This is a genomic window from Lactococcus sp. S64, assembly GCF_016516525.1.
GTDB classification, from domain to species: domain Bacteria; phylum Bacillota; class Bacilli; order Lactobacillales; family Streptococcaceae; genus Lactococcus; species Lactococcus lactis.
Genome location: NZ_JACVUQ010000001.1, coordinates 42,399 through 57,429 on the forward strand (window position 1 = coordinate 42,399; position 15,031 = coordinate 57,429).

Here is a 15,031-nt window from a genome sequence, read left to right on the forward strand (position 1 = left end):
TTAGTTAAGCCTGTCAAAAGAAATACTATTAAGGGAAAATTCCTTTATTTTTTGTTAGAATAATATTAAAATTAGTATAATTAAACTCAAATATGAGAAGCCTTTAGAGGAGAATTATGAAAACGGATATTGAAATTGCTCAAGCTGCTGACATTCAACCTATTACCAAAATTGCTGAAAAGATTGGACTATCATTTGATGATATCGAACTTTATGGTAAATACAAAGCTAAAATCCCTTTAGAGGTTTTAGATAAGTTTGACCAACAGTCTGAAGGAAAACTTGTTTTGGTGACATCAATTAATCCCACACCTGCTGGTGAAGGAAAATCGACAGTTACTGTCGGTTTGGCCGATGCATTTGCAAGACAAGGTGAAAATGTAATGGTGGCCTTGCGTGAACCTTCTTTAGGGCCTGTTATGGGAATTAAGGGTGGAGCTGCTGGTGGTGGTTTTGCACAGGTATTACCAATGGAAGATATTAATCTTCATTTTACAGGGGATATTCATGCGATTACAACTGCCAATAATGCTATTTCGGCATTTCTTGATAATTCGCTTCATCAAGGAAATCCGTTAAATATCGACCCAAGAAGAATCATTTGGAAACGTGTTGTTGATTTGAATGACCGTGCCCTTCGTCATGTCACTGTTGGACTTGGTGGCCCTTTAAATGGTGTGCCCCGTGAAGATGGTTTTGATATTACAGTAGCCAGTGAAATTATGGCGGTTTTATGTTTGGCAACTTCAATCAGCGATTTGAAAGAACGTTTGGGAAAAATTGTTCTGGCTCAGTCTTATGACCGTAAACCTGTAACCCTTGGTGATTTAGGGGTTCAAGGGGCTATTGCGATGCTCTTGAAAGATGCACTGAAACCAAACCTTGTTCAGACAATTGAGGGAACGCCAGCTTTGATTCACGGTGGGCCTTTTGCCAATATTGCACATGGTTGTAATTCTGTTTTGGCAACAAAAACAGCCTTAAAATTATCTGATATTGTCATTACAGAAGCTGGGTTTGGAGCTGACCTTGGTGGTGAGAAATTTTTAGATATCAAAACTCGTCAGCTCGGAAAACAACCTGATGCGGTAGTAATTGTGGCTACACTTCGTGCACTTAAAATGCATGGTGGCCTTGATAAAAAAGAATTGACTAAGGAAAACGTAGAGGCCGTTAAAAAGGGCTTTGCTAATTTAGAACGTCATATTAAAAATATGCAAAGTTACGGTTTGCCAGTGATTGTAGCAATTAATGAGTTTGCATCAGATACTAAATCTGAAATTTCAGTATTAAAAGAGCTGACAGAAGCATTGGGAGTCCCAGTTTCATTGACCCAAGTCTTTGCTAAGGGGGGTGAAGGTGGTTTAGATTTGGCCGAAAAACTGTCAGGAATGTTACAAGAAAAATCTGATTTTAGCTATCTTTATGACCTAAAAGAGCCATTAACAGCTAAAATTGACAAAATTGTGACAGAAATTTATGGCGGTTCCAAAGTCAATTATTCACCAAAGGCTAAGCGTCAGATGAGAGAAATTGAAGAAAATGGTTGGAATGATTTGCCAGTATGCATGGCTAAAACTCAATATTCATTTTCAGACCAACCAAATCTTTTAGCGGCGCCAGAAGGCTTTGAAGTTACAGTTCGTGAGCTACTTCCAAAAATTGGAGCTGGATTTATCGTTGCTCTTTTGGGGGATGTGATGACAATGCCAGGGCTTCCTAAAAATCCAGCAGCTTTAAAAATGGATGTCACTGATGATGGAAAAATCTCAGGATTATTTTAGAAATGAGTTTAAGTGATTTTGTTACGTAAAGATTAAATGTAAATTTTTTCGGTAACAAATTTACAAAAAATTAAAAGCTTGTAAAACCGCTTGTCAGGCGGTTTTTTTGTGTTATACTTGCTAACAATGTTGAAAAAAATAATTATTTCTGCAGCACTTATTACAAGTTTTAGTGCTGCCCTGATTGCGAATCCTGCAAAAGCAGATTCAGTATTTGATGATAATAAGGCACAAAGTTCACTGACAGATTTGTCAGCAGCAACAAATTCACTTGATGTTTTAACAAAAACAATGAATGATACTGTCAGTGCCGTTTCAAAAGTAGAAAAAACACAAAGTGCGGCTAAAGAAGTTCAGACACGAGCTGACAAACTTGTCAGTACAGCCAAAAAATATTTAGGTGTTCCCTATGTTTGGGGTGGAACTACACCAGCTGGCTTTGATTGTTCAGGATTCACAAGTTACGTCTATAGAGAAGTTTTAGGTAAAGAAATTGGTCGTACAACTTGGGACCAAATTGCAAGTGGAAAACAAGTCGGACTTGACCAAGCCAAAGTTGGAGATTTGATTATCTTTTATGGTGGAGACCATGTGGGAATTTATCTTGGAAATGGCCAAGTGATTCATGCACCACAACCTGGTGAGTCAGTTAAAATCAGTTCAGTTACTGATATGTCGGCTGATTTTGCATTAGAGTATTAAATATAATAGAAGAAAATAGCATTTATTGCTATTTTTTTGTTATTCTTATAGCTAAATCTGGCTATAAGTTTTTTTTATGGCAAAGGTCTTAAGTTCGTGTTAAGATAGGTCTATCAAATTTTTAAAGGGGAACTTTTATGAGAACATCACTAAAGGTCACATTTGCCGCTCTTTCACTTATCGCTGCTGGAACTTTGGTTGCATGCTCATCAGGTTCAAAAGATTCATCAGATAAAGCAACATCTGTTGTGATTGCGACAGATGGGGCAACAAAGCCATTTACTTATTCAGATAGTCAAGGAAATTTAACGGGTTACGATATTGAGGTTGCTCGTGCGGTTTTCAAGAAATTGCCACAGTATAAAGTGAAATTTCAAGTGACAGATTTTTCTGGGATTTCACCAGGGATTGATTCTGGCCGTTACCAAATGGGTGCTAATGATTTTGGTTGGGAAAAAAGTAGAGCTGAAAAATATTATTTCTCATCACCACTTTCAAAATCAAACAATGCAGTTCTTGTGAAATCTGGGACTTATAAAACTTTGGCGGATTTGGCTGGGAAATCGACAATTGGTAATCCAGCATCAAATTATACAAAGTCAATTCAAGATTGGAACAAAGCCAATCCAGATAAAGAAATCAAAATTAGTTACTCAGCAGATTCTACTTCAATTAACACAAGATTCACGCAAGTTGAATCAGGAAAAATTGATTTCATGCTTTATGATAAGATTTCTTTAGAGTCTGCAGTTAAAGAACAAGGTTTTGACAATCTAAAAATTGAAGATATCAGTATGGATACTGGTGATGCTGAACATGACGGTTATGAATATTTCCTCTTTGGCAAAGATTCGCAAGGTAAAAAACTTCAAAAAGATGTGAATGGAGTTTTGGCAAAAATGCAGGCTGATGGTAGTTTGGCGAAAATTTCCAAGAAATATCTTGGTGGGGATTTCGTGCCAAAAGCAGAAATGTTTAAGTAAATTTTACTGACAAGAAATTTAACCTAAAATCGAAGAGCTGTCAGTAAAATATTTGTCTCTTGACCAATCAAAATTTACTGACAGTTCAGTTCGTAAAAAATAGGAGAAAAAAAGACCAAAATTTTGTATAATAGTAGAAGTGATGGTCAGGTAAAAAATCGAACTTATAAGTAAATGTAAAAATATTAAATAATAAGTTCAATAAATCCGAATAAACTCTGTCACTTTTTTACTGACAGAGTTTTCCCTATTAGAAAAATAAAAAATATGAAAAAAAATAAAAAAATAATTCTTGGGATTGTCTTGCTTTTGGCTTTAATTATCTTGCCAGCTCTTCCCTTTCTCTTAATCAAAGGTCAGTATAATTTTCATGACTTTTGGACCATGTTTTTCACAAAGATTTTTAGTTGGTCAGCATTTGTAGATGCCTTTTTACCAATTATAAAAATGATTCCGTCGTCTCTTGAAATGACAATAATTGCCATGGTCTTTGGGTTACTTTTAGGACTCATTCTTGCTTTGGTTCGTATTAATAAAATTCCAATTTTGAATCAATTGCGTGCTTTGTTTGTTAGTTTCATTCGTGGAACCCCTATTTTGGTACAATTATACCTTTCATATACGGGGATTCCGTTGATTTTAAAAGCAATCAATATGAATTATGGAACGAATTTTAATGTCAATACAATTCCAGCTATGCTTTTTGTCATTGTTGCTTTCGCACTCAATGAAGGAGCTTATAACTCGGAAACAATTCGTGCTGCAATTCAATCCGTTGATAAAGGGCAAATCGAAGCAGCCAAATCACTCGGAATGACAAACTTCCAAGTTTTTATGCGTGTGACTTTACCTGAAGCAGCAACCGTTGCAACGGCTCCTTTAGGAAACGCTCTGATTGGACTTTTGAAATCAACTTCACTTGCCTTCGTTGCAGGTGTGGTAGAAATGACAGCTCGTGCTCAAATTATTGGGGGCTCAACCTTCCGTTTATTTGAAACTTATTTAGCCTTAGCTTTAGTTTACTGGCCAATTTGTATTATTTTTGAACTCTTAATTCGTGGATTAGAGCGTAAATTAGACGTAAGAATGCCAAATGACAAACGTAAAAATCGTGCACAAATTTCATTGAGCAAAAACCCATTTAACCAAGCCTAAGGAGGACGATAATGATTAAAATTACAAATATAAGTAAAACATTTTCGGGTAATCAAGTTCTCAATGACATTAGCTTGGAAATTGAAGAAGGAGATGTTGTTGCACTTATTGGCGCTTCTGGTGCTGGGAAATCAACCTTTCTCCGCGCTTTAAATGATCTTGAAAGACCAGATAGTGGTCAAATTGAAATTGATGACTTAAAGATTGATTATTCGACAATCACAAAGCAAGAAGTACTTGAACTTCGCAGAAAGACTGGAATGGTTTTTCAACAATTTAATCTTTTTGAACGTCGGACTGCCCTTGAAAATGTAATGGAAGGGTTGATTCAGGTTAAAAAATTATCTAAGGCGCAAGCAAAAGAGATTGCCGAAGATGAATTAGATAAGGTTGGTCTAACTGACCGGAAAGATTACTATCCAAAATTTTTATCAGGTGGTCAAAAACAAAGGGTTGGAATCGCTCGTGCTTTAGCGATGCAACCAAAACTTTTACTTTTAGATGAACCGACATCTGCCCTTGACCCTGAATTAGTTGGTGAAGTTCAAGAAGTAATTTTAAATGCAGCTCAAAATAAGCAAACAATGGTTCTTGTCAGTCATGAAATGGACTTTGTTTATAATGTAGCAACAAAAGTGCTTTTTCTTGAACAAGGGAAAATCATTGAAGCGGGAACTCCTCAAGAAGTTTTCTACTCACCAAAAAATCCTCGTACACGAGAGTTTTTATCACGTCATGTCAAGAATTTAGAGGTTAATAACTAAAATGATGATTTTACAGTTTTATTTAAAAGGTCTATTAATTTCAGCTATCTTTGTTTTATTGGTAGGTGGATTATATGCTTTCACTTACCTTGTGCGAAATACGAAAAAACCGTGGACTGAAAGAAGAAACCGAATTTTTGATTTAATTTTAGTTGGTATTTTAACGACGCCTATCCTGAGTTTTGCTGTTTTAGGAGTACTTGTAATACTAAGAATTCGTGGACTTTGATTTCTATTTATGCTTTAAATAAATCTAATTAATGGAAAAATATCGTTTGACAATGTAAAATGGTGCTATAAGATTTTAGATATTAGAAAAAAGAGTTTTTAGAACTAATAAAAAAGGGCTCAAGTTTGCTGAAATGCTAGCTTGAGTTTATGAATTTAAGGGGAGTTCTTTAGCTCTTAGAAAAGGGATTAAAAATGACAGAAAAGAAATATGATGTTGTCATCATTGGTTCAGGCCCTGCGGGAATGACTGCAGCGATGTATACTGCACGTTCTGAAATGAAAACTTTGCTTTTAGAACGTGGTGTTCCTGGTGGTCAAATGAATAACACAGCTGAGATTGAAAATTATCCTGGCTATGAAACAATCATGGGTCCTGAACTTTCAATGAAAATGGCTGAACCATTGGAAGGTTTAGGTGTAGAAAATGCTTATGGTTTTGTGACGGCTATTGAAGACCATGGGGATTACAAAAAAATTATCACAGAAGATGATGAGTTTGTCACTAAATCAATCATTATTGCGACAGGGGCTAATCACCGTAAGCTTGAAATTCCCGGTGAGGAAGAATATGGAGCTCGCGGAGTTTCCTACTGTGCCGTTTGTGATGGTGCTTTCTTTAGAAACCAAGAAATTTTAGTTATTGGTGGTGGTGACTCTGCTGTTGAAGAAGCTCTCTACTTGACTCGTTTTGGTCAATCCGTAACAATTATGCATCGCCGTGATAAATTGCGTGCACAAGAAATTATCCAACAAAGAGCTTTCAAAGAAGAAAAAATCAACTTTATTTGGGATTCTGTTCCTATGGAAATTAAAGGGGATGACAAAAAAGTTCAATCCGTTGTTTATAAAAACGTTAAAACGGGTGAAGTAACTGAAAAAGCTTTTGGTGGAATCTTCATTTATGTGGGACTTGACCCAGTTGCTGAATTTGCTGGTAATCTTGGAATTACTGATGAAGCCGGTTGGATTATTACCGATGACCATATGAGAACAAGTCTACCTGGTATTTTTGCCGTAGGTGATGTTCGTCAAAAAGATTTCCGTCAAATCACTACAGCTATTGGTGATGGAGCGCAAGCAGCTCAAGAAGCTTATAAATTTGTAGCTGAACTTGATTAAAATAAAAAATTACTGACAAAATCGTCAGTAATTTTTTATTAAAGGATTCGGAATGACTTTTAATCGAAAATATGGTAAAATGTAAGTAACGCAATTTTGAAAAAGGAGATTAGGTTTATCGCCTAAGTAATTTATAAGACTATGGAAAAAGTAATTTATGACATTTTGCTTGTTGCAATGCTTGTAGTTTCAGCATTTATTATTGTAGCGATTTTCATGCAACCTTCAAAACAAGATGGAGCAGCAGATGCTTTTTCGGGTGGAACAGGTGAATTGTTTGAACGTCGTAAAGCGCGCGGTTTTGAGGCAGTGATGCAGCGTTTTACAGCAATCATGATTGGCTTATGGCTAGTTATTGGATTTGCTCTTGTTGTTTTATCAACACGTTAAAATTGCGGGCTGAAAACAGTCCGTATTTTATTTTCTTATAAATGTTTTTCTAAGTGCGTCAAATGTTTAATTGTCCAAATTGTCAGTGGTAGAATTGATTCTATCAGTCAAAAATGTCTGATAAAATGATTAATACCACTGATAATCTCTTAAAATATTAGCTAAAAAATCAAGTTAATATTTGAAATAAAAAAAAGAAAGGGGCTTTTTGTCCAATTTTTGTGGTCAAAAAGTTCATTGAGAGAATATAATGAGTATTAGAGAAGTAATCATGGACTATCTTGAGAATAGTTCAAAAAAAGCACTGTCAGTAGAAGAATTGTCAGTTGCGTTACATATGAATAAGGCTAAAGATTACAAAGTATTTGTCAAAACTTTAGCTTCACTAGAAGCCGAGCATTTGCTTAATTTTACTGCAAAAGGTAAAGTTGAACTAGCCGAAAAAGAAGAGGCAAAAGTTGTCATCAGCGGAATTTTCCGGGCCAATGCAGCTGGCTTTGGTTTTGTCAGCATTGATGCTGAAGAACCAGACGTTTTTGTCGCAAGAGGCCAAACGGCTTTCGCCCTTGATGGTGACGAAGTTTTTATTGAAATTGATAAAAATGCCAATGCGCTCAAAGGAACTTCTGCTGAAGGGCATGTTGTCGAAATCATTCGCCATGACGTCCATCAGGTTGTTGGAACTTTTGTAGCTTTGAATGATGATGAAAAAGAGCAAACAGGACTGATTGGTTTTGTTAAATCTCGGAATAAAAAAATCCCTTATCGTGTTTATTTAGGAAATGAAGGATTAATTCCTGAAAATAAAGCGATTGTTCGTGTTGAAATCACTCATTATCCAGATAAGGAATTTCCACAGACAATGCAAGGATTAGTCACTGAAATTATTGGTCAAGCAGATGACCAAGGAATTGACGTTTTGGAAGTTTTGGCTTCAATGGATATTGTTTCTGAATTTCCAAAAGAAGTTTTAGACCAAGCTGAAGCTGTTCCAGAAGAAGTTCCAGAAAATGAAATTGTGGGACGGGTCGATTATCGTAATGAAATCACTTTTACAATTGATGGAGCAGACGCAAAAGACCTTGATGATGCTGTGCATGCTAAACGTTTGGAAAATGGAAACTATGAATTAGGAGTACATATTGCGGATGTTTCACACTACGTCACTGAAAATTCTCCATTAGATAAAGAAGCTTACGAACGTGGAACATCTGTTTATGTGACGGATCGAGTAGTTCCAATGCTACCAGAACGTCTCTCTAATGGAATTTGTTCATTGAATCCTCGAATCAATCGTCTAACACAGTCTTGTGTCATGGAAATTAGTCCTGAAGGTCGAGTGATCAACTATCAAATTTCTCAATCAATTATTAAAACGACAGAAAGAATGACTTATGATGCCGTTAATCAAATGATTGCAGGAGATGAAGCAGCACTTGAAAAATATGCTAAAATTGCAGATTCTGTAAAAATAATGGTTGAACTTCACCATATTTTAGAAGCCATGCGTAAAAGACGCGGGGCCATTGATTTTGATACAGTAGAAGCTAAAATCATTGTCAATGAAAAAGGACTGCCAATTGAAATTAGAAAACGAACACGTGGCATTGCTGAGCGAATGATTGAATCATTCATGCTTGAAGCGAATGAAACAGTTGCGACACATTTTGAAGCGCATGGTCTGCCTTTTATCTATCGGATTCACGAACAACCAAAAGCTGATAGATTGCAACGTTTTATTGATTTTGCGGCAACTTTTGGAATGCAGATTGAAGGAACTTCAAATGGCATTGATCAGAAGGTTTTACAAGCTTTCATGAAGAAAATTAAAGGTCAGCCTGGCGAAATGGTCTTGTCAACTATGTTGTTACGGAGTATGCAGCAAGCGCGTTATTCAGAAAACAATGAGGGTCACTTTGGTTTAGCTGCGGAAAATTATACGCACTTTACTTCACCAATTCGTCGATATCCCGATTTGTTGGTTCATCGATTGATTCGTGAAATTGGTGAGGGAAAAACATCAGCTAATATTTTACAAAAATGGGAAGATAAAATTCCTGAAATTGCAGAACATTCTAGTCATCGTGAACGCCGGGCGGTTGATGCTGAACGTGAAGTTGAAAAAATGAAAAAAGCCGAATTCATGGAAGAACATGTGGGTGAAGAGTTTGAAGGGATTATTGCTTCAGTTACTCGTTTTGGAATGTTTATTGAACTTGAAAATACGATTGAAGGTTTAGTTCATATTTCAACGCTTAAAGGTGATTATTTTAATTATCAAGAACGAATGTTGGCGCTTATTGGCGAACGAAGTGGACTTACCTTTAAAATTGGTCAGCCTATTAAAATAAAAGTTGTCAAAGCTGATAGAATGACTGGGGAGATTGATTTTGAATATCTACCTTCAGAATTAGATTTGATTGATAAAGCAGCGAAAGCGAAGAAAAAACCTGATCATAAAGGTCGCAAAAAATCAAATCAATCTCTTAAGGTTAAATCAGTAGCGCCAAAATCTACTGACAAATCTGCTAATAAATCAAAAAATGGCAAAAGAGCTGACGAGAAATCTGAATTTGATAAAAAGAAAAAGAAATCAGCCAAGAAACCATTTTACAGTAAAGCTGCTAAGGGCAAATTTACTGACAAAAAAGGTAATGGCAAAAAATTTACTGACGGAAGAAAAAAGCCACATAAAAGAGGCTAAAATTTGAGAGAAAAAAATATGACAATTTTGAATTTAGAAAAAACAGCCTTGGTTATTATTGACCTACAAAAAGGAATTGCAGGGCGTGAGGGATTTGCTCCTTATTCTGCCCAAGAGGTTTTAGCTAAAAATAAAGAACTTGTAACAAGTTTAAAAAATACAGGCGCTTTAATTGTTTTTGTTCACGTCAAAAACTACGGTGGCGAAACTTTAAAACCAAAAACTGACAATCCAGCTGTTGCACAAGGACGAATTCCGGCAGATTTTGCTGATTTTGTCATGCCTGAAGCTTATGATAAAGAATATAATAATGTCATTCATGTCGCTAAACATAACTGGGGCGCATTTTACGGCACGGATTTAGATGTCCAATTACGTCGTCGTGGAATTGATGAAATTCTCTTGACTGGAATTGCTACAACGATCGGTTGTGATACTACGGCCCGTGAAGCTTTCCAGCATGGTTATCAAGTTATTGCTATTGAAGATGCAATGACAGATTTTAATGGGCAACTCCATCAAGGAATTGTTGAGGGAATTTTCCCACGCCTTGGACGAGTTCGCTCAACACAAGAAGTTTTAAAAATGATTGAAGAAAGTAAATAAGTTTGGGATAAATATTTTACTGACAGACTGTTTAGGAGTGGCTGTCAGTAAATTTTCCTAGAATTATTTAGTGAATAATATGAAAAATCGCTTAAAGTTAATTGGAAAAATCCTTGTCAGCATTATTTTAGTATTTGCTCTGATTATTGGGTCTTATGTCATCTATGTTTATGCACAATATCATCGCCTTCCTAATGATATGAAGCAGACAATTAAAAATCCTCAAACTCAGCAAGTTGAGCTGGGGCAAACCTATAAAATGATGACTTTTAATATCGGTTATGGGTCTTACCCTCCTTCTTTCAATTTTTTCATGGATGGTGGGGATGATGTGCGAGCTTATAGTAAATCTGCTGTCAAATCTGCAATTCAAGAAGATATCAGACTTATTAATAAAGAGAAGCCAGACTTTGGAAATATTCAAGAAATTGATTGGCAAGGAGATCGCAGCCAACAAGTAAATGAACCTCAAATGGTTCGTGCTGGCCTTCCCGATTATACCAGTGTTCTGACACAGAATTACGATTCAGCCTATCTTTTTTATCCGGTGACCAAGCCAATTGGAAAAGCTAAATCTGGAATTATGACTTATTCTAAATATGAAATTGAAAGTTCAACAAGATATAAGTTGCCTATCGAAACTAATTTTAATAAATTTTTTGATTTAGACCGAGCTTTTTCTGTCAGTATTTTGCCAATTAAGAATTCAGATAAAAAATTCGTCATCTTTAATACACATCTGTCAGCATTTATCACTGACCAAAAAATTCAAAAACAACAATTATTGACTTTATTTGATGAGATGAAAAAGTATGTTTCTAAAGGAGATTATGTCATTTGTGGGGCTGATTATAACCATGCCCTAGCTGGTAAAGCTCATCCAGAATTAACATGGATGAAGGAATTTCCCACGGAAAATTTGACAAAAGGAATGCGAGTGGTCGCACCAACCAATGCCCCAACTGTTCGTTCACTTGATTATGCCTATGATAAGAAAAATCCAAAAAATACATTTGGAATTATTGACGGATTTCTTGTTTCAAATAATATAAAAGACTTAAAAATACAAACCATTGATAATCAGTTCAAATCATCGGACCACCAGCCGGTCGTCATGGATTTCTCTTTGGAAAAGTAAAAAAAGCGCTAAGCGCTTTTTTATTTTACTTAAAAATAATTCCCAGTAACAACGTAAGGGCAAGAGAAGCATTAAATAACATCAGATTGTCAATTTGAAGGTGGAAAGTCTCTGATTTACTTTGTTTGGCTCTAAACTTTTTAATATTAGGAATAACTTTCAGGGCAATGATGCTCATTAATAATGACCAAATTGGTAAAATTCCCAAAGCAATGGCAATTAAAATACAAAGTCCAGCAAATAAATATAGTCCAGTAAATACTTTTAAACTGAGTGGAATCTTTAGATAATAAGGTAAAGTATAACGCTCATTGCGAATGTCCTGTTCTAAATCGCAAATATTATCAGAAAACATAATATTAAAATTTTGAACAAAACACATTAGACCGACTAGAAGGATTGGTAAAAGAATTTTAAAGTCCCAAGTCCATGTCATGAACCAATTCCTGTCAAAATTAATGAAAAAATAGCCTTTATCATAAGAATTAATATAGACAGCAAGGAAAAAACCAAAGAACCCTTCGCAAAGACCCGCTAAAATTTCGCCCAAAGGAAAACGAGAAAAAGCAAAAGGACCATAAGTGTAGAAAATAGCAATTAAGAAACAAAGTCCACCAATTGGTAAAATCGCAAGATTAGTCAAGAAAAGAACAATTAGTCCAACGACTACATCAATCGCTAAAAGTGCCAAACAAATGTTTAAAGCAAGTTTAGGATTAATCGATTTAGCAACGATAATATTCCATTTCTTATACTCAGGATCAAGTGCTTTTTGATAATCCATCAGATTATTCCAAGCCGAAACAAAAAGATTAATGCTTGCTAAACCAATAAAAAATAGAAGCGTAGGCCAAAAATGAAAACTTCCAAAGTACCAAAAGGCAAAAAGACAGCCAGCAATCGGTGATAATAATGCTGCGGGCAAGGTTTGAATACGTGTAAAATTAAAAAAAGTTTTTAAAGTCATGATAAGCTGATTATAGCAAAAACTAGCCAATAAATCATGAATGATTTTGACTGACAGAGCTGTCAGCAAAAGTTTATTTTACTGACAAGAAAATTGACTGAAAATTTAAATAAAAATGTTATAATAGGATAAAAATTTGAATGGAGAAACAAAATGCGCGCAGTTGTAACAGTAGTAGGAGCAGATAAAATTGGGATTGTTGCTGGAGTCACAGCAACATTGGCAGAACTTGAAGCAAATATCATTGAAATTTCACAAACCTTGATGAGTGGAGCTTTTACCATGATGATGGTAGTTGAAACTCAAAATAGTGATTTTTCAGCCTTTCAAGCAGAACTTTCAAGAAAAGGTGAAGCCTTGGGTGTCAATATTCATGTTCAAAATGAAGCAATTTTTAACGCCATGCACAAATTATAATTTACTGACAGAAAAAAATTAGCCAATAAATGACTTTTATTTAAAAGTATTTTTACTGACAGCACGAAAAAAATTTCTGTCAGTAAAATTTTAATCAAAACTAAGGAAATTAAATAATGGATATTCAAAATATCAAAGAAACAATTGCGATGATTGAAGAACAAAATTTCGACATTCGCACAATAACAATGGGAATCAGTCTTCTTGATTGTATCGATGCTGATATTGATAAAGCAGCTGAAAAAATCTATCAAAAAATTGTCAAAAAAGCAGGAAAACTTGTTGAAGTAGGTAACGAGATTGGACATGAACTCGGTATTAAAATTGTTAATAAACGTGTTTCTGTAACACCCATTGCAATTATTGGAGCAGCAACAGCTGCTGATGATTACACACCACTTGCTCTTGCGATGGATCGTGCAGCAAAAGAGATTGGCATTGACTTTATTGGTGGCTATTCTGCTCTTGTGCAAAAAGGCTATCAAAAAGGTGATGAAATTTTGATTAAATCAATGCCTAAAGCACTAGCAGCAACTGAGCGCGTATGTGCTTCGGTAAATGTTGGTTCAACTAAAACAGGTATTAATATGACAGCAGTTCGAGATATGGGTGAAACCATCAAAATCATGTCTAAAGGTGATAAATGGCTCAATGCCAAACTTGTTGTCTTTGCTAATGCCGTTGAAGACAATCCATTTATGGCAGGAGCTTTTCATGGAGTTGGGGAAGCAGATACGATTATCAACGTCGGAGTTTCAGGACCTGGTGTAGTTAAACGTGCTCTTGAAAAAGTCCGCGGAGAATCTTTTGATATTTTAGCCGAAACCATTAAAAAGACAGCTTTTAAAATTACAAGAATTGGTCAACTTGTTGGTCAAATGGCTTCAGAAAGACTTAATGTTGAATTTGGAATAGTTGATTTATCACTTGCACCTACACCAGCAATTGGCGATTCGGTTGCACGCGTTTTGGAAGAAATGGGACTTGAAACTGTTGGGACTCATGGAACAACAGCCGCCCTAGCCATGCTTAATGACGCTGTGAAAAAAGGCGGAGTTATGGCAGCTGAACGTGTTGGTGGACTTTCAGGCGCCTTTATCCCAGTTTCAGAAGATGAAGGAATGATTGCCGCTGTCAATTCTGGGGCATTGAATATTGAAAAATTAGAGGCCATGACTTGTGTTTGTTCAGTTGGCTTGGATATGATTGCAATTCCTGAAGAGACACCGGCATCTACCATTGCAGCAATGATTGCTGACGAAGCCGCCATCGGGGTCATTAATCAAAAAACGACAGCAGTACGGATTATTCCAATGGGCAAAGAAGGCGAACAAATTGAATTTGGTGGACTTTTCGGTGTAGCACCAGTTATGAGAGTAAACAAAGCGTCGTCAGCAGATTTTATTGCTCGTGGCGGTCAAATTCCAGCACCAATTCATTCATTTAAAAACTAAAAATACTTTTAAAATTCAGCTCCTAAATATTTCTAAAAAATGATGAGCGCTTCCAAAAATGATATAATAGAAGAAGTGAAAAAATACGGAGGTTATTTTATGGCTTACAAAGTGAATTTTAAAGATGTAGAAACAGTTGGCTTGGAAACTTCGCCGGTAGCTGATGCTTTAGCAGGTTTACGAGCTAATGAAGCACGTTACTTTTGGAATAAGTATAAATTTGAGTATTTCACATATCCAGCTCATGAAAAAGCCGACGAAGTCGCTTTGTTTGAGAAAATTTTACTTGAAGAACGTAATTTAAAATTTTCAGCAAAAATACTCGAAGTTGCTATCTATGAAAATGATGAACTCTATTGGCCTGAATTCTATTACGAAGATGGTATGGTTTTAAATCTACTCTATGAAAAAGTTGGACAAGCGGGCAAGAAACCAAAACGGGCAGTTGGAATAAAGTTGTCAGTGGGTATGGAAATCCCCAAAGAACTTGAGGGAAAATTCAAATTTGCACGCCAACGTTCAAAACTCGCAGGTGAGATAAGAGGTTCCTACTTTACAATTAAACAGGAATGGCTGTAATTTTCTATATAGATAGAAATATCCTATCGTAATTTTTT

15 protein-coding genes are annotated in these 15,031 nt (G+C 35.7%); 14 read left to right on the top strand and 1 reads right to left on the bottom strand.

Going from position 1 to position 15,031, the window contains the following annotated elements:
• Nucleotides 1–116: 116 nt before the first annotated feature.
• The 11 genes from IAE51_RS00200 (at nt 117) to IAE51_RS00250 (ending at nt 11,576) form a co-directional block, all read left to right on the top strand.
• Nucleotides 117–1,784: a formate--tetrahydrofolate ligase gene (locus IAE51_RS00200; RefSeq protein WP_200094412.1), complete on the top strand. Its 1,668-nt coding sequence runs from the start codon at nt 117–119 to the stop codon at nt 1,782–1,784.
• Between the two features lie 126 nt (nt 1,785–1,910).
• On the top strand, nt 1,911–2,486 hold the full coding sequence (locus IAE51_RS00205; protein WP_168784718.1) for a C40 family peptidase: 576 nt from the start codon (nt 1,911–1,913) through the stop codon (nt 2,484–2,486).
• Between the two features lie 137 nt (nt 2,487–2,623).
• Nucleotides 2,624–3,469: an amino acid ABC transporter substrate-binding protein gene (locus IAE51_RS00210; protein WP_023164024.1), complete on the top strand. Its 846-nt coding sequence runs from the start codon at nt 2,624–2,626 to the stop codon at nt 3,467–3,469.
• Nucleotides 3,470–3,736: 267 nt separating this feature from the next.
• Nucleotides 3,737–4,624 carry an amino acid ABC transporter permease gene (locus IAE51_RS00215; RefSeq protein ID WP_004255026.1) on the top strand — a complete coding sequence of 296 codons (888 nt, stop codon included), beginning with the start codon at nt 3,737–3,739 and terminating at the stop codon, nt 4,622–4,624.
• A gap of 11 nt (nt 4,625–4,635) precedes the next feature.
• Complete coding sequence (locus IAE51_RS00220; protein ID WP_200094415.1) at nt 4,636–5,388, top strand: amino acid ABC transporter ATP-binding protein; 753 nt, start codon at nt 4,636–4,638, stop codon at nt 5,386–5,388.
• A 1-nt stretch (nt 5,389) separates the two neighbouring features.
• On the top strand, nt 5,390–5,617 hold the full coding sequence (locus IAE51_RS00225) for a DUF4059 family protein (RefSeq protein ID WP_004255037.1): 228 nt from the start codon (nt 5,390–5,392) through the stop codon (nt 5,615–5,617).
• A gap of 194 nt (nt 5,618–5,811) precedes the next feature.
• Entirely contained in the window at nt 5,812–6,738 is a 927-nt protein-coding gene (gene trxB, locus IAE51_RS00230) for a thioredoxin-disulfide reductase (protein WP_010905642.1), read from the top strand.
• 141 nt (nt 6,739–6,879) lie between these two features.
• Nucleotides 6,880–7,128 (top strand): preprotein translocase subunit SecG, encoded by a 249-nt coding sequence (gene secG, locus IAE51_RS00235; RefSeq protein ID WP_003130913.1) that lies wholly within the window; start codon nt 6,880–6,882, stop codon nt 7,126–7,128.
• A 250-nt stretch (nt 7,129–7,378) separates the two neighbouring features.
• Nucleotides 7,379–9,832 (top strand): ribonuclease R, encoded by a 2,454-nt coding sequence (gene rnr / locus IAE51_RS00240; protein WP_200094417.1) that lies wholly within the window; start codon nt 7,379–7,381, stop codon nt 9,830–9,832.
• Nucleotides 9,833–9,850: 18 nt separating this feature from the next.
• Nucleotides 9,851–10,438: an isochorismatase family protein gene (locus IAE51_RS00245; protein ID WP_129881568.1), complete on the top strand. Its 588-nt coding sequence runs from the start codon at nt 9,851–9,853 to the stop codon at nt 10,436–10,438.
• A gap of 79 nt (nt 10,439–10,517) precedes the next feature.
• The gene (locus tag IAE51_RS00250) at nt 10,518–11,576 is read left to right on the top strand and encodes an endonuclease (protein ID WP_010905645.1); all 1,059 of its coding nucleotides are present in this window, start codon (nt 10,518–10,520) and stop codon (nt 11,574–11,576) included.
• Between the two features lie 25 nt (nt 11,577–11,601).
• On the opposite strand, the gene IAE51_RS00255 is transcribed toward IAE51_RS00250, so the two are convergent.
• The gene (locus IAE51_RS00255; RefSeq protein WP_010905646.1) at nt 11,602–12,543 is read right to left on the bottom strand and encodes a UbiA family prenyltransferase; all 942 of its coding nucleotides are present in this window, start codon (nt 12,541–12,543) and stop codon (nt 11,602–11,604) included.
• Nucleotides 12,544–12,696: 153 nt separating this feature from the next.
• Here IAE51_RS00255 and IAE51_RS00260 point away from each other — a divergent pair, with 153 nt between their 5' ends.
• The 3 genes from IAE51_RS00260 (at nt 12,697) to IAE51_RS00270 (ending at nt 14,993) form a co-directional block, all read left to right on the top strand.
• Nucleotides 12,697–12,960, top strand: a complete 264-nt coding sequence (locus tag IAE51_RS00260) for an ACT domain-containing protein (protein ID WP_003130922.1) — start codon at nt 12,697–12,699, stop codon at nt 12,958–12,960.
• 116 nt (nt 12,961–13,076) lie between these two features.
• Nucleotides 13,077–14,414 (top strand): PFL family protein, encoded by a 1,338-nt coding sequence (locus IAE51_RS00265; RefSeq protein WP_003130925.1) that lies wholly within the window; start codon nt 13,077–13,079, stop codon nt 14,412–14,414.
• 99 nt (nt 14,415–14,513) lie between these two features.
• A complete protein-coding gene (locus tag IAE51_RS00270; RefSeq protein ID WP_033900051.1) occupies nt 14,514–14,993 on the top strand; it encodes a hypothetical protein in 480 nt (159 codons plus the stop codon).
• The last annotated feature ends 38 nt before the right edge of the window (nt 14,994–15,031 follow it).